The organism is Paraburkholderia elongata (genome assembly GCF_013177735.1).
GTDB lineage: Bacteria > Pseudomonadota > Gammaproteobacteria > Burkholderiales > Burkholderiaceae > Paraburkholderia > Paraburkholderia elongata.
Genome location: NZ_WOEZ01000228.1, coordinates 1 through 23,841 on the forward strand (window position 1 = coordinate 1; position 23,841 = coordinate 23,841).

The following is a 23,841-nucleotide window of genomic DNA, read 5'->3' on the forward strand; positions in this document are numbered from 1 at the left end:
GCATCGGCAAGCGCAGGTCTTGCGGCAGTTTCACCGGTCCGCTACTGCTCGACGACGAGCCGACACGGGCGTCGATCGTCCCGATATGCAGATAATCGATCGTGAAGCGCCACGGCTTGTGCGTGAGCCCCCAGCGGCCGGCCACGCGGTCGATCTGGATATCGGTGCCGCTGCCGTCGAGACTGCGCCAGCGCACCTGGCGGAGTTGGACGCCGTGGGCGATAGCGCCGCTCTCGAGCGTGCCGGTCAGCTTGCCACCCAGCAGTTTGACGGCCGCCTGCCACGCGTAGGCCGTTCCGCGCTCGGTCGTCAGCGCGCCATACAGCAGCCCGATTGCCACGGCGACCAGCAGCAGCGGCACGGCGACCGTCCACGCAAGCGTTTTCAGCAGCAGCCGGCCGCGACGACGTTTGGGCGGCGGCGCGTCGGGCGGGGGCTGCTGTCCGGGCGGCTCTCCAGGCGGAGGAGCGCCGGGCGGCTGCGCAGGTGGTTGGGCGGAAACGTCCGTGGTCATGCGTGGATCATGTCGAAGCAGGTTTCCATCAGAAGGCAATGCCGAGGGTCAGGTACGGCCGCACGCTCCGGTTGCGGATCCCGTAGGCGACATCGACATTGACCGGGCCGACCGGGCTGCGCCAGCGCGCCCCGACGCCGATGCCGGGATAAAAGACTTTCTCGCCCCAGGTATCGGTGGCGGTGCCGACGTCGAAGAACGCGGCTGCGCCCCAGTCGTGGGTGAACCAGTGCTGATACTCCGCCGCCGCCGTCACGAGATATTTGGTGGGCAACACCGAACCGTCGACGTTATTACCGATGCTCTGATAGCTGTAGCCACGGATCGAATTCGAGCCGCCCGCGCGGAACAGCAGCGAAGCCGGAATCCCGCTCGAACTGCCGCTCGTGAACACGCCGCCGAGTTCGGCACGGAACAGCACAAGATCTTCCTTGCCGATCGGCAGGTACTGCTGGCCACGGGCGTAGCCGCGTGCGAACGTCTGGTCGGTCAGCACGCCTTTGACCGCGAAGCCTGCTTCGACGTGAATCAGGTTGCCCGAACGCGGGAACAACGGATCGTCGGTATCGCGGCGGGTCCACGACCATGACGGCACCAGCGCGTGACTGGTAGTCGGCGCGGCCGCATTCTGGTCGAGCCGGTCCTGGTAATAAAGGATCGCGTAGTTGTAGTCGATGAATTGCGACGTACGGGCCCGCTGCACGCCGCCGCGGATGCTGAAGATGCGTGTGTCGGACACGTCGGTCGTGGTGTAGGCAGCCAGCACGCTATTGGTCCACGCACGCGGCCCGGGCGGCATCGCGAGCTGAATCTGTCCATATTGCTGGATCTGGTCCAGACGGCCCACGACTGTGAACGGCCAGGCTTTGCCGAAGGTGTCGAGATACGAATACGAACCCTGGATCAGCGGGCCGTTGTCGGTCGAATAACCCACCCCGCCGCGGATACTGTTGTACGGATATTCCGACACCTTTACGTGCACCGGCGTATCGACCGGCTTGGCCGGATCGCTATCCATGTCGATCGCGACGCTCGCGTAGTACGGCGTGTTCTGCAACTGCCGTTGCAATTCGGTGACGCGGTGCACGTCGTAAATATCGCCGACTGAAATCGGATTCACGTTGTCGACGATCTGTTCCGGATAGCGCCGCGTGCCGGAAACGTCGAGCTTGCCCATTGTGAAGGTCGGGCCGCTCTCATACGTAACCGACAATTTCGCTTCGTGCGTGCGCGGGTCGATCCGCGCCTCGGAGTGGTAGATCTTCGCGCCCAGGTAACGGCGCGACTGCAACGCCTTGAGCGATGCGTTTTTCGCGTCGTCCCAGTCGCCTTGCGAAAACGGATCGCCTTCAAGCAGTGAAAACGCGAAACGCGCGGCGTTTTCCTGCGCCGGGTCTTCGGTCAGCACCGGCCCGCGAAACGACAGCGAAATCGACGTGACGAGGGTTTGTGGGCCGGGATCGACGCTCACCGTCACGCGCTTCTGGTCGTCGACGGTTCGTACGTCGGTACGCACGACCGGCGTGAAATAGCCTTGCGTGGCGGCCAGATCGCGTACCTGCTGCGGGGTGGCGGTAATCAGAAATTCGAACTGGTCGTCGCTGATGTCCGGACGTTTGGCGAAACGCGCCACGTCGAGGTGCGCTTCGAGCAGCTTGCGCAATGAGCGCGGCGTGGCTTCGATGTCGACCTTGTAGCTGGCAGCCGCGCGCCGAGCTGCGTGCGCGTCGACCGCGGCAAGCATGAGCATGACGATGCCGAACGCCAGCCACGCGCGCAGCCAGCGCCGAATGGGCATCAGATGCCTGGATTCGCCACCGGTTTTGCCGCGCCGCACTCTCGGCTCTTCGATCGCACACCCCGCCAAACAGGACCTCCGACCGTGGTTGATGAATTCTGTCGCTCGGGCTCGCCGCGGCGGCCGAAGCTCGCTATTTGACCACATCGGCGAAGCCGCGCCATCTCTTAAAGGAGCGTTTGCAGCGTGAGGCGTGGCGGGCGCTTTGGCCGGTATGCCACACCCCATGCCGCATGCGTAATGATGTCCAACTGGACGCACAGTCCGGATTCGCACACCGCCTCGCCGGCCACGCGCCCGCCTTTGACGCATCGCACCAGCACGGGTTCCGGGCGTTTTTGCGGACCAGCCGCTCACGCCGGCCACCGTTTTTCGACCGCGCGCGGCGCATGCGGTAAAATTATCGAATAGCAGCGATGCCGCGCGGATTCGCGCCGGGCAGCCGCCATTCCCCAAACCACGGACGTCTAGCCATGTATCAATCGGACATCACCCAGTTCCTGAACCAGCTCAAGCAACAAAAACCGAATCTGGAAGCTGAGCAGCGCCGTGGCCGGTCGCTGCTGTGGGACAAACAGCCGATCGACCTCGAAGAACGCGCCGAGCAGAAAGCCTCGCGCGTAGAGCAGACGCCTTACTCGTACTATCAAAACTTCTAAGCGCGTGAGTCACGCCGACGAGGCAAACGGCGCCACGCCGGGGCCCGACGCCGCGCTTGCCGCGCCCGCCACTGATTCGACGCCGGACACCGTCGACGGCATCGCTTTCGCACGCCTGTACGGCGAGCCGCTCTTCAAGCTGCCGACGGATCTGTACATTCCGCCGGATGCGCTCGAGGTGTTCCTCGAAACGTTCGAAGGCCCGCTGGATCTGTTGCTGTACCTGATCCGCAAGCAGAACTTCAACGTGCTCGACATCCCGATGGCGGACGTCACGGTCCAATACCTCGGCTACGTCGATCAGCTGCGTCAGACCAATCTCGAACTCGCGTCCGAGTATCTGCTGATGGCCGCGATGCTGATCGAGATCAAGTCGCGCATGCTGTTGCCGGTGAAGAAAGCCGATAGCGGCGACGAAGCCGAAGATCCGCGTGCGGAACTGGTACGCCGCCTGCTCGAATACGAGCAGATGAAGCTCGCCGCACAGCGCATCGACCATCTGCCGCAGCTTGGCCGCGATTTCCTGCGCGCCGAGGTGTATATCGAGCAAAGCATCACCCCGCGCTTTCCGGATGTGGATAGCGAAGACCTGCGCGCCGCGTGGGCCGACGTGATCAAGCGCGCCAAACTGGTTCAGCATCACAAGATTTCGCGCGAGGAATTGTCGGTGCGCGAGCATATGAGCACGATCCTGCGGCGACTGCAGAACGCGCGCTTCATGGAATTCTCGGATCTGTTCGACACGAGCAAAGGCGTGCCGGTGGTCGTGGTGAATTTCATCGCCATGCTCGAGTTGTGCCGTGAGTCGCTCATCGAGATTACTCAGGCCGAGCCGTTCGCACCGATCTATGTGCGCCTCGCCTATCTACCGGCCTGAAGCCGCGAAACGAGGCTTGCGTGCGCCATTGCTACCGCAGACGCCTCGCTTCGGTGCGCCCGCGGAACAAATCCACTACTTCGGTGCGGCCCCGGAACAAATCCACTACAATCCGGCGCTCCGAACCTGTCATTACCAGTGAGGCCGCGGGCTACGCGAAAACCCGAGTTTTTGCGCCAACCGAGTCTCGCGCCGCGCGAGGAAATCCCTGTCCGATCATGAAAGTCATTAGCTCGATCCATGAATTGCGCGACCAGTTGCGCGGCCAGAATCGCACCGCCTTTGTGCCGACCATGGGCAATCTGCACGAGGGCCATCTGTCGCTGATGCGCCTCGCGCGCCAGCACGGCGATCCGGTGGTGGCGAGCATCTTCGTCAACCGCTTGCAGTTCGGGCCGAACGAAGATTTCGACAAATACCCGCGCACGCTCGAAGCCGACATCGACAAGCTGCAGAAAGAAGGCGTCTACGTTCTGTTCGCGCCGACGGAACGCGATCTGTACCCGGAGCCGCAGGAGTACCGCGTGCATCCGCCGCACGATCTGGGCGACATCCTCGAAGGCGAATTCCGGCCTGGGTTCTTCCAGGGCGTATGCACGGTGGTGATGAAGCTGATGTCGTGCGTGCAGCCGCGCGTCGCGGTGTTCGGCAAGAAGGATTACCAGCAACTGATGATCGTGCGCAGCATGTGTCACCAGTTCGCGCTGCCGACCGACATCATCGCCGCGGAAACCGTGCGTGACACCGACGGCCTTGCGCTCAGTTCGCGCAACCGCTTTTTGCAGGCCGCCGAGCGCGCCGAAGCGCCGACACTGGCCGCCGAGCTCAATCGCGTGCGCGATGCGGTGCTCGCCGGCGATCGCGACTTCGCAAAACTCGAACAGGCAGCGATGGCCGCACTGGCCGCACGCGGCTGGCAGCCTGATTACATCGCCGTGCGCAAGCGCTCGAATCTGCTGCCGCCGGGCCCGCAAGACGCGAACGCAGAGTTGGTCGTGCTGGCGGCCGCCAAGCTCGGCACCACCCGTCTCATCGACAACCTCGAAATCTGAAGCCGTCTTAGGCTGCGCAAACACGCATTAGAAGCAAAAGGGATTGATCATGCAACGCAACATGCTGAAGTCGAAAATCCATCGCGTCGCGGTCACGCACTGCGAACTGCATTACGAAGGTTCGTGCGCGATCGACGAGGATTTGCTGGAAGCGGCGAACATCGTCGAAAACGAGCGGATCGACATCTGGAACATCAACAACGGCGAGCGTTTCTCGACGTACGCGATCAAGGGCGAACGCGGCAGCGGCATGATTTCGCTGAACGGCTCGGCCGCGCGGCGCGCGCAGCTGGGTGATCTGGTGATCATCGCGGCGTTCGCGGTGGTCGACGAAGCGGAACTGAAGGCAGGTTGGAAGCCGGATCTGGTGTTCGTCGACGACAACAACAAGATCAAGGGCAGCCGCGATCACGTGCCGACTCAGAACTGGACCTGAGCTGGACCCGCGCTAGACCTGAACCGGCCTTTCGCCGCACGGTTCCATGCAGCGGGCGGTCACGCCGCCTGCTGATTCACGTCAAGCCTTCTTGCCGGCGCCGTTGGTCCATTGGATGATCGGCTGCCACTGCTCCAGATCCTTCTCCACGCGGCTTTTCGCGACGTCCCACAAGGTCAGGCCGTGCGCCGCCAGTTGCACGTAATTCTGCGTGTCGCGCAGGAAACCCAGCACCGGCAGCTTCAACCCCTCGACAAAGCGATGCAACTGCTCCGCCGAGCGCGTGCGCGCGTCGACGCGCATCCCCACCACACCGATCTCAATCGCGCCTTTCCTGACCGCCTTCTCCTTCGCCAGCCGCTCGAGAAAATCCTGGGTGGCGAGAATATCGAACATTGATGGCTGCAGCGGCACGATCACCTTGTCGGCCAGATCCAGCGCGATATTCAGGCGGTTGCCATGCAACCCGGCCGGCGTGTCGATGACCGCGTGTTCCAGCCCCCTGGGCGGTTTAGCGGGGTTTTCAAGGTCGACCTCCCAAGTCTCGATAGGCGGCAACGCAGGCGGCCGCAGCGACAGCCACGCGTGCGAGGACTGCTGTCTGTCCATGTCCGCCAGCGCGATCCATTCCCCTTGCGACGCGAAATAGCCGGCCAGATTGGTGGACAGCGTACTTTTACCCACGCCGCCCTTCGGATTCGCCACCACGATCACCGTCATGAATTCTCCCGGAAAGAAGGCTGGGCGCCGCCAGCCGGTTTACCGCGCAGTTTGCTCTGACTTGCGCCGATGTGTCCTGATCCGTACCGGTTTCAGGTTCACCCGCCGATCCAGCCGTTGATAATATCGACAAATGCGCAGGCGCCGAAGCCCCCAAACGGCTATTGACCGCCCTACACCCCTGATTTTTCCATCGAGGACCCCAATCTCATGAGCAAACTCCGTCCGGAATACACTATCGAGCGCCTGCATGAACGTCAGAAGGGCAAGCTTCCCGGCCTACTGGGCGTGCATGTTCTGGCGCTGGAGGAAGGCACCCTGACCGCGGAATTGACCGTGCGCGACGAATTGCTGGCACCGAATGGCTTTTTGCACGCCGCCACTGTGATCGGCCTCGCCGATACCGCCTGCGGCTATGCGTGCCTCGCGCACCTGCCTGAGACGGCGCGCAATTTCACGACCATCGAGCTGAAAAGCAATTTTCTCGGTACGGCGACGGAAGGCACGATCCGCGCGGTCGCCAAGGCCGTGCATCTGGGCCGTAGCACGCAGGTTTGGGACGCCACCGTCACCGATCCGAACGGCAAGACGATGGCGCTGTTTCGCTGCACGCAGATGGTGTTGTATTGACTGACTGACGCGAGGACCGGGAGAGCGTCAAAAGGTTCTGTCCGATTGCCGTCAGACCGGAGGCGCTGACCAATTGCCCGCTTCTGGGCGCTGGGTAATACGCTCGACGGGTGTCGCTGCCTGTTCTGATATCAGACTGCAAAGCAGGTCGGCGAACGGTTCGATATTGCCATAGCTGCTGGCTTGTTCGAGCGCGTCCAGGTAAGCCTTGCGGGACTGGACGGTCACAATTGTCCACGGGTAGCCGCCCGTGGTCAGCATGAAGTTCATGACGAATCGTGACAACCGTCCGTTACCGTCCGTGTACGGATGAATGAAAACGAAAATGAAGTGGCCCTGCACGGCTCTGACGCCGGGGTGGTCTTCGCTTTCCAACAGGTCCATCAAAGCTGGCATGCATTCTCGTACGGCCTCCGGAGATGGGGGTACGTGGAGGGCGTTGCGGATGAAAACCTGATTGTTGCGAAAGCCGGCTAGGTCTCCAGCCTTGAGAATACCGGCCTGCACACTCGGCGAAAAAAGCGTCACGTACCATTGAAAGAAATCGGCGCTGAAGGCTTCAGCCGGTTTCAGCCCTTCTTTCACCACGCGGCCGATGAGGGCCTTGACGTGACTGTGCGTTTCCGCGTAACCCTTTGCTGCCATGGCGTCTCGGGTTTGCCGGTCTTCTGGGTGCGTGAGCGGGCTCCACTGGCCATTGCGGACCTTTTCTATGAGCTCCGCACTGACCCGGTAACCTTCAATGGACAGCGAATGGTACGCGTCCGCGACGTACCGGGCGGCGATGTCCGTGAGGAGGCTGTTTGCATCCGATAATTCCCGCCTCGGAACGTTCTCTAACCGCTTGAGGACAGTCTCGCGCATCGTTGACCACATCGCCTTGATGCGTAGGACGTAGGGGGATTCGTTGTGTCGTCCGTTGATTTGGGCAAGAGGCCGCTCGAACGGATTGTTCTCCGTTGTCGTGTACATCGCGGCCTTCATGGTGGTTAGCAACTGGTTTGCATCGGCCGCGCGTCCTACGGCCCTGAGCGCGCCGGCCAGCCGGCCAGCAACCATGCTGTGCCCTCCCTCGAGCAGGCGTGCGATGAGCAGCGAAATGTCGACTTGCCGCATCGCAATCTCGGCGGCCATCTCATGCTGAGCGAAGAACGTCGGGCTGACGCGAATCAGCGCATCAGGCAACGGCATAAGCAGTAGACCACTGGCGTCCGGGGCTCGCGAGGCGACAAGTTGGGATTCTGAAATGCGGTAGAGAAAAAGGGAGCAGCCGTGCGGTAGCTCCTGCGTCTGGTTGTTGGCTTTTGGTGACTGCAATTGCAACTGTTTCGCAATGCTGGTGTGACCGCTGTGCTTCAGAACCGACAGTTCGGCGCTGAGTTGCCAGTCGTCATCGAAGCGAGAGTTGGCGTACGCCGTGACAAAGACCTCCATGTTGGCGTACCAGTGTGTCGAATCGCCGTCTGCATCCTCTGGATTGTTCGCGAGATACCATCCTTGGATGACCTGCTTCAGGAACCCGGCCTTAACCAGTCGTTCCCGATGAGTGCGAGTGAGCGAGGGCATGGCCGAAGGTTGAAATACCCGGAAGCCTTGGTCCTGCAACGCCTTGAGTACCTTCAGAGAGTCCGCCAGCTTTTCGTTGGGTGCCGCCATTTGTTTGGCCCAGGTAAGTTCACTACTTTTGCGTTGCACTATATCACTAAAATTACGCCTAGAGATGACACTAAAATTATGTCATTCGATATCACTAATATTTTGCTGCGCAATGCCACTAGGATTTTGCCAGAATAGCCAGAGCCCCGTTAATACGAGGGGTTCGGCCCGTCAGGTAGCTTCGGTGGGGATGATTGAACTGCCGCTTCTGCGGCCAGCAGACAGATAAAGGTGAGCGAGTACAACGGTGTAAAACGACCAAAGTGCCGGGGTTCGCAAATGGGGTTTGATGATATTTCAGTTAGCTTGTCCATCCTTCGCCGGCCACGAAGCGGCTTCGCCAGCGGAAAAATCTTCGGACAGAGCGATGCCCCGGAAGTCCATGACTCACGGGGCATCTCAGGGAATCAAACCGTGCCCATCAACCCGTTAAGTGAAGGGCTGGGCCTCGCGACACGTGCTTTTTTGTCGTCCGGCGGGGGCATGCCGGAGCGGTTTGGTGATTAGGTACTTGGGCCCTTTGCCGGCTTATGGCCCTGCCGGCGTGCCAGCTTCGGTAACCAACCGCCCGCACCGCCTCCCAAAGGCATCAGGCGGCCACTGCGCGCGGCGCCTTCGCACCGCTCAGCGCCAGCGCGCCGCCGCCGAGCAGCGACTGCACCGCCAAGGTCACCGCCCAGAAGGCCGGATATTCCCAGCCGCCGTTCGGCGACGCGAAGCCCCAGCCATTGTGCAGATGCGCCGACATGGCGCCGAGCATGAACGGCAGCAGCACCAGCGCGACCCAGCGGACCTGCACGCCGAGCAGCAGCGCGATACCACCGATCAGTTCGACGAACGCCGTCACATAACCGAGCCACCCCGGCAAGCCGAGCGAAACGAAAAACTGCGCCGTTCCCGGCAGCGTAAAAACAAAAATCTTCTGCAAGCTGTGTGCGAGATATAGAACGCCCAGGGCCAGACGAAGGATCAAGGCGGCCAGATCGGCGGAGCGGTTCGAGTTCATGACGAGTCCTTTACGAGAGAAACGGCCCGCGTCGGCCGTCGATGTCAAGACTGTATTCGAACCATATGAGACGAAAAACCGCTTATTAGGCTTTGATTATTTCCCAAAAGGATTTAATCCCTACCATCCGATTGATCTTCATCACCCGATCACAGCAAAAAGCTTGGACAGATCGAGGTGTTCGGCAAGCGTGTCGGCCAGACGATCCAGCGAAGCCTCACGCAACGCCGGGTAGTCGATTTTCTCGGCGTCGCTTAAGCCCGCCCACGCGAGCAGTGCGGCGCATGCGGCCGGCGTGTCGAACAGGCCGTGCACGTAAGTGGCGAGGATCTGGCCATCGGCCGAGATCGCGCCGTCGGGATGAGCGTCTTGCGCTCCGCCCAATTGCAGCGCGGGCGAGCTCAGCGCCGGACCTTGCGTCTCGCCCATGTGAATCTCGTACCCGGCGACCTCGGGCGAACCGGGCAATGCGAGTCGCCCTGTCACGTTCTTAAGCGTTTTTTCGCGCGTCAGCACCGTCGAGTAATCGAGCCAACCGAGGCCCGCGCTCGTTCCGGGCGCGCCTTCCACGCCGTGCGGATCGGCCACTTCGCGTCCGAGCATCTGCATGCCGCCGCAAATCCCGATGACGCGCCCGCCGTAGCGTAAATGCCGTTGCAGCACCGCGTCCCAGCCTTGCGCACGCAGAAAGGCCAGATCGCCCGGCACATTCTTGGAGCCCGGCAGGATGATCAGATCGGCGGGCGGAGGCGGCGTGCCGCTTCGCACGTAATGAAAATCGACCTGCGGATGCGCGCGCAGTGCGTCAAAATCGGTGTGATTGCTAATGTGCGGCAGCACCGGCACGACCACCCGCAACATCCGGCCCATATCGCTGCTTTGGCTGCTTTGCGCGGCCCGCAGTTCGGGCGGCAACATGTCTTCGGCGTCGAGCGTCAGACCGTGCAGGTAGGGCACCACGCCGAGCACTGGCTTGCCGGTCTTCGCTTCGAGCCAATCGAGCCCGGGCTTGAGCAAACTGACGTCGCCGCGAAAACGGTTGATGATGAAGCCGCGCACGCGCGCCTGCTCGCTTTCCGATAGACACGCGAGCGTACCGGTCAGATGCGCGAACACCCCACCGCGGTCGATGTCGGCCACCAGCACGACCGGACAGTCGACCGCTTCGGCGAAACCCATGTTGGCGATATCGCGGTCGCGCAGATTGATTTCGGCAGGACTGCCCGCGCCTTCGACAAAAATCGTGTCGTACGCCGCTCGCAGACGCGCATACGATTCCAACACTGCCTCGAAGGCGACCGGCTTGTAGTCGTGATACGCGCGCGCATCGAGATTCATGCGCGCCTTGCCGTGGATGATCACTTGCGCGCCGCGGTCGCTCGTCGGCTTGAGCAGCACGGGGTTCAGATCGGTGTGCGCGGCGATGCCCGCGGCCACCGCCTGCAAGGCCTGTGCGCGGCCGATCTCGCCGCCGTCGACCGTCACCGCGCTATTGAGCGCCATGTTCTGCGGCTTGAACGGCGCGACCCGCACGCCCGCGCGGCGCGCCAGCCGGCACAAACCCGCGACGAGCGTGCTCTTGCCCGCATCGGACGTGGTGCCCTGAATCATCAGCGTGCCGCGCGGCACAGGTACAGCGTCATGCGGGTTCGAAGTGGTAGTCACGGAATGTCGGGTTCGGCGGTGAATAGACGATGAACGCGGGCAATAAACACCGGCAATAAACGCGGCATTATCCCATCGTGCCGGCACCTGCTGCACGCCGGTACAATCACGCGATGATTCCCCGCGACCTCACCTTCGTTCTCGGCGGCGCCCGTTCGGGCAAGAGCGTGCACGCCGAACAACTGGCGGACAACAGCGCCCTCCCCGTCACATACGTCGCCACCGCGCGCGTGGCTGACGACGCCGAATTCAGCGCGCGCATCGCGCATCATCGCGAGCGGCGTCCGACGCATTGGGCCTTGTACGAAGCGGGCGTCGATCTCGCCGGCGCCGTGACGCAAATCGACGCGCCCGGCCACTGCATTCTGATCGACTGCCTGACACTGTGGCTCGCAAACTTGCTGTGCCCGCCCGACGGCGACAGCTTGCCGGTCAATCAATATCACGCACACTTTGCTGCGCTGGAAGCGGCGCTCATCAACGCCAAAGGCAAGATCATCGTGGTCAGCAATGAAATCGGCTTGGGTGTGGTGCCGCTCGGCGCGGCAACGCGCCTCTATGTCGACGAACTCGGGCGGCTCAATCAGCGCATCGCCGCGCTGAGCACTCAGGTCACGATGATGGTCGCGGGCTTGCCGCTCGCTTTGAAAACAGCGGGCAGCACGTGATGCTGTCGCTTCCTCTGATCGTTACGCTGGCAACGGCGGGCGTCGCCATCGACCGTTGGCTCGGTGAGCCGCGCACCGCGCATCCGCTGGTCGGCTTCGGCAAATGGGCGCTGCGTCTCGAAGCGCGCTACAACACCGGCCGGCGCTTGCGGCTCAAGGGGCTGCTCGCGTGGTCGCTGGCGGTCATGCCGCCGGTGCTGATCGCCTGGTGGCTCGTCTCCGTGCTGCCGTTTTTTGCAGCCTGCGCGGTACACGTCGTGTTGCTATGGTTCGCGCTCGGCGCACGCAGTCTTCACGATCACATTGCGCCGATCGCAGAGGCATTGGCGCGGCGCGATCTGGCGCAAGCGCGTCTGTTGACCTCGCGCATCGTGTCGCGCGAAACCACTCACGCCGACGAAGCGGCGCTGTCGCGCGCCGCCGTCGAATCGGCGCTCGAAAACGGCAACGACGCGATCTTCGGCGCACTGTTCTGGTTCGCGATCGCGGGCGGTCCGGGCGCACTGGGGTTCCGTCTGGCCAACACGCTCGATGCGATGTGGGGCTACCGCACGCCACGCTATTTGCGCTTCGGCTGGGCCGCCGCGCGCATCGACGATGTACTCAACTGGATTCCCGCGCGCCTCACAGCAGCGAGCTATGCCTTGCTCGGCGACACACGCACGGCGCTGCGTTGCTGGCACGAACAGGCGCCGCGTTGGGACAGTCCGAACGCCGGGCCGGTCATGGCGTCGGGCGCGGGCAGTCTGAACGTGCTGATCGGCGGTCCCGCGGTGTATCACGGTGCGCTTGAACACAGACCGACGTTAGGTTTCGGCCACCCCGCGAAGGCCACGCATGTTACGGCGGCGTTGATGCTGGTTGAACGGACGATCATTCTCTGGCTCGCGGTAATGATCGTGCTGGCGTTGCTGAGTGTGCCCTTTCATGGTTGATCGAATGACTGGTCACAAAGCTGATACCAGCGCCCCGCTCGACACCGTGGTCCACGGCGGCAATTTGCACGAAGCAGCAAAACGTTACGGCATTCCGTACGCGCGATGGCTCGACTTGTCGACGGGTATCAATCCGCACGGCTATCCGGTGCCGCCGGTTCCCGCCGATGCCTGGCGCCGCCTGCCGGACGAAGGCGACGGTTTTGCCGCCTGCGCCGCGCGTTACTATGGCGCGCCCGATGCTGCGCATGTGCTCCCCGTAGCAGGAAGCCAGGCGGCGATTCGCGCGCTGCCCTCGCTGCTGCCACGTGGCCAGGTTGGCATCGCTCCGCTCACGTACAGCGAATATGCGCCCGCATTCGAGCGGGCAGGACACGAAGTCGTGCCACTGGAAGTATCCTGGGACACCTTGCCCGACGCGCTCACACATGCGGTCGTCGCGAATCCTAACAATCCGACCGCGGAGCATCTGGGCGCCGGGAAGCTGCTGCACTGGCATGCGCAACTCGCCGCGCGCGGCGGCACGCTGCTGATCGACGAGGCGTTCGCCGATACGATGCCTTCGGCGTCGCTCGCGGCAACCACCCATCGCGATGGGTTGATCGTGTTACGTTCACCGGGGAAATTCTTTGGACTCGCCGGTGTCCGCGCGGGTTTCGTACTCGGTGCGCCGGCTTTGCTCGACGTATTGCGTCGTACGCTCGGGGCGTGGACGGTCAGCGGCCCGGCTCGGCACGCCGTCAAAACCGCGTTCGAAGACGAATTGTGGCAACAGCAGATGCGGACGCGGCTCGAAGCCGAAAGTGCCCGTCTGGTGAGTCTGTTGCATGCACACGGTTTCGCCACACACAGCACGCCGCTCTTCGCGTGGACCGACGACGTACGCGCCGCCGCTCTGCATGAAGCATTGGCACGACGTGGCGTGTGGACGCGCCTCTTCACGGCATCGGGCAGTGTGCGTTTCGGGCTGCCTGCGAGCGATGTGGAATGGACACGCTTCGAAGAGAATTTGCGCGAGGCTGTTCGATGATTCGACGCTCACGCTTCGCCGTCGCCATCGCCATCGCCGCGGCGCTTTTCGCGAGCACGCTGCACGCGCACGCCGCAATCACCGTCACCGACGACACCGGTGCAACGGTCACCTTGGCTGCGCCCGCACAGCGCGTCATCAGTCTCGCGCCGCATGTCACCGAGCTGCTGTATGCGGCGGGCGGTGGCGCGAAACTCGTCGGCGCCGTGTCCTACAGCGACTACCCGCCTGAGGCGAAGCAACTGCCGCGTGTCGGCGACAACAAGGCGCTCGACCTCGAACGGATCGTCGCGTTGAAGCCCGATCTGATCGTCGTATGGCGGCATGGCAATGCGCAGCGTCAACTTGATCGCCTTCGTGAGATGCATGTGCCGCTGTTCTTCAGCGAGCCGCATCATCTCGACGACGTTGCCGTGTCGCTGACGAAGTTCGGGCAATTGCTCGGCACCTCACCGACCGCCGATGCAAGCGCGGCGGCATACCGTCAGGACATCGCACGATTGCGCACGCAGTACGCTAGCCGGCCGCCTGTCAGCGTGTTCTATCAGGTGTGGGATCAACCATTGATGACGCTCAACGGCGAACATATGGTCAGCGACGTGATTGCGTTATGCGGCGGCCGCAATGTGTTTGCGAAACTCGAGCCGTTGGTGCCGACCGTCTCGACTGAAGCGGTGCTCGCAGCGAATCCGGAAGCGGTCTTCACCGCCGCGCCCGGTGCGACCAAACCGGACACGACCCTGCCGCAACTCGACACATGGCGTGCATGGCCGAGTCTGAAGGCGGTGGCGAACAACAATCTGTTCGCCATCGACGGCGATCTGATCAACCGGCCGGCGCCGCGTATTGCACAAGGGGCGAAGCAAATGTGCGAAGACCTCGACTTGGCGCGCTCGCGGAGGAAGAGCGGCACGCAGTGATGCGGCCGCGAAGGGCGTGAAGCAGGAAGTGCCGCGTTAGCGCGAAACGGCGTCTGCCCGCTTGAACGGCCAGCGCTCGAATTCGGAAAGCCGCAACCGGTAACGCGCGACATTGCCGAGATAGAGTTGATCGAGATCGGACTGGATTGCATCGACGAACGAAGATACATCCGCCGTGTCCACCCGATCCTGTGCGAGCGTTTCGATCTCGCCGCGCGTGCCAGCAAGGCCGCCGCGAATCACCTCCTGCACCACATCTATCAACGCATTGCGATACTTGAGGCGAAACGCGTCCGGCTCGCCGATCGATTGTCGAATCGCCAGATAACGCTGACACGAGCGCTCGTACGCCCAGATAAAAACATCGCGCAACAACTCGACGCGATTGGCCTCGTACACACCGAGCGTGCCGTCGACGTAGGCCTTTTCGGGAACGTCGATGAACGACAGCGGACACAGATTCTGCCGGATCAGCGGGATATTCGCGGTCAGACGCGAGACCCGTTTGTTGACGTCTTCGAACGGCTGCAGATACGGCAGGTGCACCATGCCGAAGAAAGCCTGCTCGAAGGGGTCGTCGATTTGGGCGGCCTTGTTCAACACCGCCTCGAAGCATTCCGCGATCTGCTGCGGCACGGCGAGCGGAAAAAATACGGTGCCGCTGATCTCCACTTCGCGCGCACGCAAACGGCCGCTGGCAAACGGGTCGGACATCAGGTTGTCGGAGAGAATCGCGTGAAGGTTCAGTACGGTGAATCGATTGAAGCCCACTTCGTCCGCACTCTCGACGATCATTTCGATCGCGGCCTTGTGGTTCAGGATCATCTGCGTTTCCTGGGCGTCCTTGCCTTCCGCAATGTGCCCTTGCTCGATCAGCCGTACGGTGTCGAGCCGCGTGTAGGTATTACCCTCGAGCCGCGACGATGCCCACGACAGATCGATCAGAAGCCGACTCATGATGTCGCGCGCGTACGTGCCGGCCGGCCGCACATCCGCCGACGTGCGGCCCCACTCATGCAGGCGTGCACGCTGCGCTTGCGATAAATACGCGTCCTGGTTCGGACGATAGCGTTCGAGAAACGCGCGGTTATAGCCGACCGGCCGGCGCTCATGCAGCGGCCTGTTCACTTCCGCGCGCACCTCGAGACCCGCACTCGACACGGGCACGTAGGCTTCACCGGTAGTGCTTGCGCCGGTAACAACCTGAGCCGGGAAAACAGCCGCGCTGGAAGCGGCAGCCTGCTTGTAGGCCACTGCCCGGCCGGCACCTTCCGAGATGATCCGGCCAGCTTCGAGCAACACGTCGAGACGACGTTGCAGCGTGCGGCGCTGCATAGGATGGCGGCGCGCGGCAAGTGCCGTGGCAAGCGCGCGAACGCTCCGCCCCTCAGCGCTTGCAGCGATGAGTTGCTCGATCAGATCCAATTCCTGCTTGATGCCGCTGCTGTTCATGCGCACCACCCTAGAGTACATGTGTCGCGATAAATCCTAATCGCGACACTTTCTCTTGGCATTGTGGCACAAATCGAGCTAATCGCGCCACTCTTCAGGCTAAAAGTGGCGCGATTTAGGTTATCGCGACAAATTTTCCGAAAAAATGTCACGAATAAGACCGAAACTGACGCAATTCGGGAGAGCGCGCAGGCACAAGCCCCATTCCCTCACACATTCCACCTCACCAACGACCACTGCTGCGCCTCCTCATCCCTGCGCAGCCAGACAATCCCGGTCATCTCCAACGACCAGCGCAGACAGCGTTCCAGCGGCACGTCCAGCACCAGCGAAGCGATCACCCGCATTACACCGGCATGCGTGACCACGTACGCCGGCGACAACTCACGCGTCTGCGCGAACGCGTCGAACCACGCCCGCACCCGCGCGACGAATTGCGCGACGCTCTCGCCGCCATGCGCACACGCATGTTCGAAGTTGGCCGCCCAGTCGTCGAGCAACTCACGATCGATCGCGTCCCAGCGACGCTGCTCCCAATCGCCGAAGTTCATTTCCTTCAGACGATCGTCATGGCTAAGCGCACAGCCGAAATCGTTCGCCATTGCGGCGGCGAGCGTCGAGCAACGCGTCAGCGGACTCGATATGAACACACGCGGCGCCGGCACCTGCAAAGTGGCGAGTTTCAGTGCAAGCGTGGTTGAAGATACTTCCGCATCTTCGACAAGCGCGACATCGCTGTGGCCGTAGCACACGCCAGCATCGAGCGCGACGGCGGGATGACGAATCAGGACGATATCCATGCAAGCCCCAGCAAATAGATGCTCAACTCGAGAATCTGTTGTGCGAAGCCGAGGCAGTCGCCAGTGTAGCCGCCAATGCGTCTGACGAAGTAACGGCCCATGGCAAACCGCAGCGCTGCAAGCACAACGAATGTCGCGCCAGCGAAGCGCCAATCCGGCAGACCGGGCCCGTTCGGCCAGAGCAACAACGGCAAACCGAACACCGCTGCGCAGAGCAACACGGGACCACTCAAACGTTGCGCGACCGGTTTGGCTTTGCCTTCTGCGCGCACATAGTCGAGCGTGGCCAGATAGCTGATTGCAAACACGCGGCTCGCCGCATGCGCTGCAATCATCAGACTTGCGGCGCGCATCGGCGGTAACGCGGCGAGCGTTTGCCACTTCAGTGCTAGCGCGATCACGAGCGCGATGGCGCCGAAAGCACCGATGCGCGAATCATGCATGATGCGCAACACGTCCTCGCGCGTATAGGCGCCACCGAACGCATCGACGCAATCGGCGAGTCCGTCCTCGTGAAATGCGCCGGTGACGAGAAGCGACGCAGCCATCGACAGCAGCACCGCCACGCCCGCTGGAAAAACATGCAAGGCCGCGAGATAAATCAGCGCGCTCATTCCGCCGATCAATAGACCGACGAGCGGAAAATAACGCGCCGCCGCATTCAGATAGTGCGGCTCATACCCGACCCAACGCGGCACCGGCACACGCGTGAAATAGCCCAGCGCCGTGAAGAAATAGCGCAGTTCCGCGAGCGGGTTCATGAGTGAACCGGACACGCGTTTCTGTATGACGGCGCTTCGTAAATCGGCGCTTTGTATATAGAATCAAGCATCGCGATTCGCAACACCGGCCGATTCGAAGCTCGCCATTTCGTTGACGAACGCCACTGCCGCACGCAGCAGCGGTACCGCGAGTACCGCGCCGGTGCCTTCGCCGAGACGCATATCGAGCGAGAGCAATGGCAGCGCGCCGAAATGATCGAGCATGCGCCGATGCCCCGCCTCGTTCGACGCATGCGCGAACACGCAATACTCGCGCACCTTCGGTGCAAACGCATCGGCCACCAGTAATGCCGAGGTCGCGATGAAACCGTCGACAAGGATCGTCATACGCGCTTGCGCAGCAGCGAGGTATGCGCCCGCCATCATGGCGATTTCGAAGCCGCCGAAGGTGGCGAGCACGTCGAGCGGATGGTTGGAAACAGCGTGATGCGCGAGTGCCGAGGCGAGTACGTTGCGCTTTTTCGCGAGCCCGGCATTGTCGAGACCCGTACCACGTCCGACGCATTCGTCGATCGGCACACCGCACAGGCGGCTCATCAGACACGCGGCCGACGACGTATTCGCAATGCCCATTTCCCCGAAGCCGATCACATTGGTGCCGAGCGCCGCGTGATGCCGCACGCGAGCCGCGCCCGCCTGCATCGCGGCAAGCGCCTGCTCGCGCGTCATCGCGGGTTCGTGCGCGAAGTTGCGCGTACCGGCCGCAACCGGAATGTCGATGAGACCGTCCGTGGACGGCAGCGGCGTCGCAATGCCTGAGTTGACCACTTCGAGTTCGACACCGGAGACGCGGCTCAAGGCATTGATCGCAGCGCCGCCCGCAAGAAAGTTAGCGACCATTTGCGCGGTCACGGCTTGCGGATAAGGACTCACGCCTTCCTGCGCAATGCCGTGGTCGCCGGCGAACACGATCATCGCCGGACGTTCGACCGTGGGATGCGTCGTGCGTTGGATCAGACCCATCTGGCGTGCGAGCGTCTCGAGCCGCCCAAGACTGCCGGGTGGCTTGGTCTTGGTATCGATGACGTGTTGCAGCTCGGCACGCAGCGTTTGATCGAGCGGTTCGACTTCGGTCAATCCTGGCAAACCTGGCAAAGAAGTCATAGACGTTTCTAAAAGAGAGAGTGTTTTGATAAAGCGCTTAGCCTGCCGGTGTGTCATCAGCCGCAGGCGATTCGTGACGTGAGCGCGGCGCTGGAATCAGCGCCTCATGCTCGCCGTCGCGAATCAGAATCAACGGATAGCCGAACGCGCGGCTCGTCAGCGTGGGCGTCAGCACGTCGTGCACCGGTCCGGCATACGCGCCGCCGTTACCGTCGAGCAGCAGCGCATGCGTCGCGAAGCGGCGCGCGAGGTTCAAATCGTGGCACGAAAACATCACTGTACGCCGAGGCTCGCGCGTCCAGGCGGTCAGCGCTTCCAGACAGTCGATCTGGTGGTGCAAATCCAGATGCGAGAGCGGTTCGTCGAGCAGCAACAACGGCGCCTCCTGGCACAACACCGCCGCCAGCGCCACGCGTTGACGTTCGCCGCCCGAAAGCGACAGCACGTCGCGCCCAGCGAATGGGGCGAGGCCCAAACGATCCAACGCGGCATGCGCGGCAGCACGATCGGCCTCGCCCTCCCACCCCCAGCCGGTCAGATGCGGAAAGCGGTTCAGCATCACGATGTCGAGCACGCTCGCGCTGAAAGCGTCCGCTGCGCTTTGCGGCATCAGCGCGCGACGCTGCGCAAGCGGCAACGGCTGCCAGTCGGCAAGACGCACGCCGTCGAGTTCGACATGGCCCGCCGACGGTGGCGCCAGACCGGCGAGCGTGGACAGCAATGTCGTCTTGCCCGCGCCGTTCGGTCCGGCGATACACCAGATCTCGCCTGCGTAGAACGTATGCGTGAACGCGTCGAGCAAGGTGCGCATGCCCGCACGCAAGGTCAGGCGTTGCGCGCTCAGCGCGGAATGCGAGGCGTTGTGTGCGTTCATCATCGGCGCCTGCGCAACAGCATCCACAGAAACACAGGCACGCCGATGATCGACGTGATCACGCCGACCGGCAATTGGGCCGGCGCGATCACGGTACGCGCGATCAGGTCCGCGCCCATCACCGCGACACCGCCGCCGAGCGCCGCAGCGGGCAGCAGCATGCGCTGATCGTTGCCGAACGCGAGCCGCAGCATATGTGGCACCACGAGGCCGACAAAACCGATGGTGCCCGCCGTAGTCACCGCAGCAGCAGCAGCCAGCGACGCCACCAGATACACGCGCAAACGCAGCGGCATCACAGCCACACCGAGTGCCTGCGCGGCAGCGTCGCCTCGCAGCAGCACATTCAGACGCGGCGCAGCGGGCACGATTGCCGCCAGCACGGCGACGAGCGCGGCGAGCGCTGTCCATGGCATCGCACCGCCGTTCAGATCGCCGGTCAGCCAGAACAACATGCCGCGCAGCCGACTGTCCGGCGCGAGGTTGAGCAACAAGGTAATGACGGCACCCCAACCGGCCGCGATCACCGCGCCGGTCAACAGCAAACGCGGCGACGTATCCTGCGGCTCGCCCCGCCACAACTCGCGGCGTGCGAGGCCGAGCACCAGCAGGATCGACACGAAGGCGCCGGCGAATGCGCTGGCATCGACGATCCACCACGCGCAACCTGCGATCATCGCGACCAGCGCGAACGTCGCCGCGCCGCCCGACACCCCTAATACGTAGGGTTCGGCCAACGGGTTGCGCAACAGCACCTGCAGCAGCGCACCGGCCAGTGCAAGCAACGCGCCGCACGCGAAGCCGGCCAGCGCGCGCGGCAAACGCAGCGTACGCACGATCTCACCGGCAAGATCGGCGGACTCGACATGCGACGCGTGCGACGGCAGCAGCGCCGCCAACACGCGGGCGGGTGCGAGCGACACGCTGCCGAGCGCGAGCGACGCCATCAGCACAGCCAGCGCGATGCCCGCGAGCGCGAGCCAGATCGCGACCGCGCGCTTCGCGCTCATCACGTGCATCGTGGTCGTGGTCGTGTGCATAGGGCTCAATCTGCGGTTCATCGACGCGTTCTCATGCGAGTACGTTCGTCACTGCTGCTGCCAACCAACCGTGACATACGCACCGCGCCGCGGCGAGTTATACGAGTAGGCCGTTTCATAGTCCTTGTTCAACAGGTTCTGGATCTGCGCGGCGACGTACCACGCCTTCGTGACGTTGTAGCGCGCGGACAGATTGACCACACCGTAGCCACCCAGCGCGCCGCTGCTATCTTCACGGGCGCCGCTGACGATCCACTCGCCGCCGACACGCCACCCGGCGATGCTGCGATTCACCGCCAGCGACGCGAAGTGCCGCGCACGCCGCACGAGATCGGTATCGCTATCGAGGTCGACGGGATTTTGCAGCGTCACCGACGCGCGTATATCCGTCTTGCCCACATGGCCGCTCCACGATCCTTCGAGCCCCTGCACCTTCGCACGGCCCACGTTCTCAGCCAGATAAATGCCGGGCGAGATCTGCGGGTAGTCGATCAGATTCGAATAACGCGTCTGGAACGCGCTCAGACGCATCACGCCAAGCGCATTCGATGCGTACTGCAACGCTGCTTCGATCGAATGGCTGCGCTCCGGCTGGATCGACGGATTGCCGCTGGTCGGATAGTACAGATCGTCGAAGCTCGGTGCGCGAAATGAATCCGAATAGCTTGCAGTGGCCTTCCAATGCTCGGTGATGTCGAAGCCATAGCCGAGATAGTAACTGTTCGCCCCGCCGAAATCGGAATACTGATCGCGCCGCAGATTGGCCTGAATCTGGTTGCGCCCGAAGCGCCCCGTATAACCGACAAAGCCCGAATCCACATGCCGGTCAGGTGCCGCGAACGTATCCGAGTCGAGGCTCTGATCCAGATGCTCATAGCCGACCTGCAGTTTCTGCTGCGCGGCGAGCGCGAAATCGTTCTGCCACGTGTACTGGCGATTGTCGGTGTCGAAGCGGCCGTTGTAGATGCCGTTGGTATTCGACACGCTGCGGTCGTCGCCTTCGGCAACGACGAAGTGCGTGGTCCACCAGTCGGTCAGCTTGCCGTTCGCGAACACCGACACCTGGCGCACTTTGGTGTAGAGGTTGTTCAGATCGGTCGGCACGCCGTATGCGTTGTCGTAACTGTTATTGCCGTTCGACTGGAGATACGTGACGCCCGCGTCCCACTTGTCGTTGAACTTGTGGCGCAGCGAAGCCGAGATGCTTTCGTTCAGATAGCCGTTCGCGTTCGGATTCGCGTTGGGCGCCTGTGCGGGATTGAGCGACGAGAAACCGTCGTCTTTTGAGCGAGCGAGCGAGATGCTGAACGTAGTGTTGCCGTCTTTATCCAGTGCGCCGTTCACACCGGCCTGTTGCGTCTGCGTGTGATAGCTGCCGTAGCCCACCGAAAAATTGAAGCGTGGCGGATGGTCGCCGCCGTCTTTCGTGAATACCTGCACCACGCCGCCAATTGCGCCGGAGCCGTATAACGCGGACACGTTGCCGTTCACTACTTCGACGTGATCGATCTGGTCGAGCGGAATCTGCGCGAGTTGTGGCGCACCCAGGCTCACCGAATCGACCCGCACGCCGTCGATCAGCAAAAGCGATTGCGTCGACGATGCGCCGCGCAGAAACAGGCTCGTCGTCGAACCCGGGCCACCGGTGCGCGAAATCTGCGCGCCGGGCGCGAGTTGCAGCAGACCGGGCAAATCGGTCGCGGTCGTATCGGCGATGTCCTGCTGGTCGAACAGCGTGGTCTGCGGGATCGCATCGGCGAGCGCTTGCGGTCCGCGCTCCGCAGTGACTACAACGGGCGACAACACTGTGGGCGACGACCCGGCAGCCCCCGCATCGGCAGAGGTAGAAGAAGATGAAGACGGCGAAGAAGAAGAAGAAGAAGAAGAAGAAGAAGAAGAAGAAGAAGCTTGTGCATGCACGACGAGCGGCAGGCTCGCAAAGGCGAGCAACGCCGCGCGAGCGATGGGGGACAGCATGGGATGACATTCCTGTGGATAGTGTGCTCGGCCCGCTTCCCCGCAGGCCGATGCGTAACGAGGCGTCCGCGCTGTTTTACGTTTGCGTGGGGACGACCCTCTCCCTCTGGCCGGTATCCGGGCTGGCGACACATCGATCCCGCCTTCCCACGCGTGACGCGCAGTGGCACACTCGTGTGTTCAGCTTCAAACACGCGATCAGGATCGACCTGCATGACGTATGCGGTCGCTTACCGTTGCGGGGGCAGCGCAGGTTCGCGCGTTCAGGCGAGACGCGCGCCCTGCTTCCCGTTTAACTGCGCGCACTGTGGAAAAGCGCGCGCGGGCACCAGAGTGCGGCCAGTTTAGGAGGGGCCTTCGGGTCCGTCAAGAATGGTTAATCCGTGCGCAATCTGTTCGGTTAAGTGCAGGTTATTGTCCGATGCGCGGGTTGTTTTTCATCATATGGTCGCTAAAAGCCTGCACAAAGCGATGTTGTTACGTCTCGAAACGAGACAATTGTCGGAACCTGCGACATTCCGCGCTAAAATGCGATGTCTTTAGAGGACGCAGCAGATGCTCACCGAACTCGAAACACTTTCACAGAATATCGGCAAGCTGATCGCGATCAGCCAACGCCACAATGAAGCGCGGCTCGCGCTCGAAGATCAGCTCGCTCAAACGCGTGCCGAAGCAGAGGCCACGCGCACTGAACTCGCGTTGATGCGCGAGGAGCGCGATGCACTGCAGGCGGAACGCGACGCGCTGTCGGCAAAGATCGACGACGCACAGGTACGCCTGAATGCGATCCTCGAAAAGCTGCCGCGGGCCCGCGCGCACAGCGAGCCGGACAATCAGCTCGATCTGCTCGAGACCGCACCGCATGAGGTCGAAGCGGAGAGCGACGTCACCCGCCATGGAGAAAATGCATGACCACCAAGCAGATCGAAGTATCGATTCTCGGCGTGCCCTATCGTCTCGCCTGCTCGCCGGAAACTGAAGGCGCGCTGCTTGAAGCAGTGGCACGCGTCGACGCCGAGATGTCGAAGATTCGCAATAACAGCAACGTGCGCGGCACGGATCGAATTGCCGTCATGGCTGCGCTGTCGCTGGCATCGGAACTGCTTAAGCTGCAAACAAGCGTGCGACACGGAGAAGCATTTCCCGCAGAAGAAATCCGGCGTACAATGCACCAAATGAACGAACAACTGGGTACTGTGATTCAGCAGTACAGCATGCAGTAAGTACCCGGCAGTCTCGAACAATC

General features: G+C 62.5%; 23 protein-coding genes, 1 pseudogene and 1 riboswitch. Of the genes and pseudogenes, 11 read left to right on the forward strand and 13 right to left on the reverse strand.

What is annotated here, in order from left to right:
* Positions 1-514: pseudogene (locus GNZ13_RS39940) on the reverse strand (translocation/assembly module TamB domain-containing protein); the annotation flags it as partial.
* Between the two features lie 28 nt (positions 515-542).
* Positions 543-2,381 (reverse strand): autotransporter assembly complex protein TamA, encoded by a 1,839-nt coding sequence (locus GNZ13_RS39945; protein WP_172175582.1) that lies wholly within the window; start codon positions 2,379-2,381, stop codon positions 543-545.
* Between the two features lie 404 nt (positions 2,382-2,785).
* On the opposite strand from GNZ13_RS39945, the gene GNZ13_RS39950 reads away from it, so the two are divergent.
* The 4 genes from GNZ13_RS39950 (at position 2,786) to panD (ending at position 5,336) form a co-directional block, all read left to right on the forward strand.
* Positions 2,786-2,971 carry a DUF3460 family protein gene (locus GNZ13_RS39950; protein ID WP_054035105.1) on the forward strand — a complete coding sequence of 62 codons (186 nt, stop codon included), beginning with the start codon at positions 2,786-2,788 and terminating at the stop codon, positions 2,969-2,971.
* Between the two features lie 4 nt (positions 2,972-2,975).
* The gene (locus tag GNZ13_RS39955) at positions 2,976-3,848 is read left to right on the forward strand and encodes a segregation and condensation protein A (RefSeq protein ID WP_172175584.1); all 873 of its coding nucleotides are present in this window, start codon (positions 2,976-2,978) and stop codon (positions 3,846-3,848) included.
* Positions 3,849-4,066: 218 nt separating this feature from the next.
* A complete protein-coding gene (panC, locus tag GNZ13_RS39960; RefSeq protein ID WP_172175586.1) occupies positions 4,067-4,900 on the forward strand; it encodes a pantoate--beta-alanine ligase in 834 nt (277 codons plus the stop codon).
* Positions 4,901-4,949: 49 nt separating this feature from the next.
* Positions 4,950-5,336, forward strand: a complete 387-nt coding sequence (gene panD / locus GNZ13_RS39965) for an aspartate 1-decarboxylase (protein ID WP_012432059.1) — start codon at positions 4,950-4,952, stop codon at positions 5,334-5,336.
* A gap of 81 nt (positions 5,337-5,417) precedes the next feature.
* Here panD and GNZ13_RS39970 read toward each other — a convergent pair whose 3' ends face one another.
* On the reverse strand, positions 5,418-6,056 hold the full coding sequence (locus tag GNZ13_RS39970) for a ParA family protein (protein WP_172175588.1): 639 nt from the start codon (positions 6,054-6,056) through the stop codon (positions 5,418-5,420).
* 210 nt (positions 6,057-6,266) lie between these two features.
* Between GNZ13_RS39970 and GNZ13_RS39975 the strand changes: the two genes are divergently transcribed.
* On the forward strand, positions 6,267-6,686 hold the full coding sequence (locus GNZ13_RS39975) for a PaaI family thioesterase (protein ID WP_172175590.1): 420 nt from the start codon (positions 6,267-6,269) through the stop codon (positions 6,684-6,686).
* A gap of 51 nt (positions 6,687-6,737) precedes the next feature.
* On the opposite strand, the gene GNZ13_RS39980 is transcribed toward GNZ13_RS39975, so the two are convergent.
* The 3 genes from GNZ13_RS39980 to GNZ13_RS39990 form a co-directional block, all read right to left on the reverse strand.
* Positions 6,738-8,342, reverse strand: a complete 1,605-nt coding sequence (locus tag GNZ13_RS39980) for a Fic family protein (RefSeq protein ID WP_172175592.1) — start codon at positions 8,340-8,342, stop codon at positions 6,738-6,740.
* A 589-nt stretch (positions 8,343-8,931) separates the two neighbouring features.
* The gene (locus GNZ13_RS39985; RefSeq protein ID WP_172175594.1) at positions 8,932-9,348 is read right to left on the reverse strand and encodes a DoxX family protein; all 417 of its coding nucleotides are present in this window, start codon (positions 9,346-9,348) and stop codon (positions 8,932-8,934) included.
* Between the two features lie 141 nt (positions 9,349-9,489).
* Positions 9,490-10,959 (reverse strand): cobyric acid synthase, encoded by a 1,470-nt coding sequence (locus tag GNZ13_RS39990; RefSeq protein ID WP_216675217.1) that lies wholly within the window; start codon positions 10,957-10,959, stop codon positions 9,490-9,492.
* A gap of 167 nt (positions 10,960-11,126) precedes the next feature.
* On the opposite strand from GNZ13_RS39990, the gene cobU reads away from it, so the two are divergent.
* From cobU to GNZ13_RS40010, 4 genes are read left to right on the forward strand one after another with little or no spacing between them, the layout of a single operon-like run.
* Positions 11,127-11,681: a bifunctional adenosylcobinamide kinase/adenosylcobinamide-phosphate guanylyltransferase gene (gene cobU, locus GNZ13_RS39995; protein ID WP_172175596.1), complete on the forward strand. Its 555-nt coding sequence runs from the start codon at positions 11,127-11,129 to the stop codon at positions 11,679-11,681.
* The gene (gene cbiB / locus GNZ13_RS40000) at positions 11,681-12,616 is read left to right on the forward strand and encodes an adenosylcobinamide-phosphate synthase CbiB (protein WP_172175598.1); all 936 of its coding nucleotides are present in this window, start codon (positions 11,681-11,683) and stop codon (positions 12,614-12,616) included. The genes cobU and cbiB overlap by 1 nt, the downstream gene beginning before the upstream one ends.
* A gap of 4 nt (positions 12,617-12,620) precedes the next feature.
* A complete protein-coding gene (gene cobD, locus GNZ13_RS40005; RefSeq protein WP_172175600.1) occupies positions 12,621-13,646 on the forward strand; it encodes a threonine-phosphate decarboxylase CobD in 1,026 nt (341 codons plus the stop codon).
* Positions 13,643-14,566 carry a cobalamin-binding protein gene (locus tag GNZ13_RS40010; RefSeq protein WP_172175602.1) on the forward strand — a complete coding sequence of 308 codons (924 nt, stop codon included), beginning with the start codon at positions 13,643-13,645 and terminating at the stop codon, positions 14,564-14,566. Before cobD ends, GNZ13_RS40010 begins: the two co-directional genes overlap by 4 nt.
* A 36-nt stretch (positions 14,567-14,602) precedes the next feature.
* On the opposite strand, the gene GNZ13_RS40015 is transcribed toward GNZ13_RS40010, so the two are convergent.
* The 7 genes from GNZ13_RS40015 to GNZ13_RS40045 all read right to left on the reverse strand — a co-directional run bounded on the left by GNZ13_RS40015 (position 14,603) and on the right by GNZ13_RS40045 (position 22,595).
* Complete coding sequence (locus GNZ13_RS40015) at positions 14,603-16,018, reverse strand: Fic family protein (RefSeq protein WP_172175604.1); 1,416 nt, start codon at positions 16,016-16,018, stop codon at positions 14,603-14,605.
* A gap of 209 nt (positions 16,019-16,227) precedes the next feature.
* Positions 16,228-16,818: an alpha-ribazole phosphatase gene (gene cobC / locus GNZ13_RS40020; protein ID WP_172175606.1), complete on the reverse strand. Its 591-nt coding sequence runs from the start codon at positions 16,816-16,818 to the stop codon at positions 16,228-16,230.
* Complete coding sequence (locus tag GNZ13_RS40025) at positions 16,803-17,579, reverse strand: adenosylcobinamide-GDP ribazoletransferase (RefSeq protein ID WP_172175608.1); 777 nt, start codon at positions 17,577-17,579, stop codon at positions 16,803-16,805. Before GNZ13_RS40025 ends, cobC begins: the two co-directional genes overlap by 16 nt.
* Before the next feature lie 63 nt (positions 17,580-17,642).
* Complete coding sequence (gene cobT / locus GNZ13_RS40030; protein WP_172175610.1) at positions 17,643-18,704, reverse strand: nicotinate-nucleotide--dimethylbenzimidazole phosphoribosyltransferase; 1,062 nt, start codon at positions 18,702-18,704, stop codon at positions 17,643-17,645.
* A gap of 37 nt (positions 18,705-18,741) precedes the next feature.
* Positions 18,742-19,581: an ABC transporter ATP-binding protein gene (locus tag GNZ13_RS40035; RefSeq protein WP_172175612.1), complete on the reverse strand. Its 840-nt coding sequence runs from the start codon at positions 19,579-19,581 to the stop codon at positions 18,742-18,744.
* Entirely contained in the window at positions 19,578-20,639 is a 1,062-nt protein-coding gene (locus GNZ13_RS40040) for a FecCD family ABC transporter permease (RefSeq protein WP_236002396.1), read from the reverse strand. Before GNZ13_RS40040 ends, GNZ13_RS40035 begins: the two co-directional genes overlap by 4 nt.
* 27 nt (positions 20,640-20,666) lie before the next feature.
* Complete coding sequence (locus tag GNZ13_RS40045; RefSeq protein ID WP_172175614.1) at positions 20,667-22,595, reverse strand: TonB-dependent receptor domain-containing protein; 1,929 nt, start codon at positions 22,593-22,595, stop codon at positions 20,667-20,669.
* A 91-nt stretch (positions 22,596-22,686) separates the two neighbouring features.
* Positions 22,687-22,943, reverse strand: a riboswitch (cobalamin riboswitch).
* A gap of 207 nt (positions 22,944-23,150) precedes the next feature.
* Between GNZ13_RS40045 and GNZ13_RS40050 the strand changes: the two genes are divergently transcribed.
* Both GNZ13_RS40050 and GNZ13_RS40055 read left to right on the forward strand, forming a co-directional pair.
* Positions 23,151-23,507 (forward strand): ATPase, encoded by a 357-nt coding sequence (locus GNZ13_RS40050; RefSeq protein WP_172175616.1) that lies wholly within the window; start codon positions 23,151-23,153, stop codon positions 23,505-23,507.
* On the forward strand, positions 23,504-23,818 hold the full coding sequence (locus GNZ13_RS40055; RefSeq protein ID WP_064269037.1) for a cell division protein ZapA: 315 nt from the start codon (positions 23,504-23,506) through the stop codon (positions 23,816-23,818). Before GNZ13_RS40050 ends, GNZ13_RS40055 begins: the two co-directional genes overlap by 4 nt.
* Positions 23,819-23,841 lie beyond the last annotated feature (23 nt).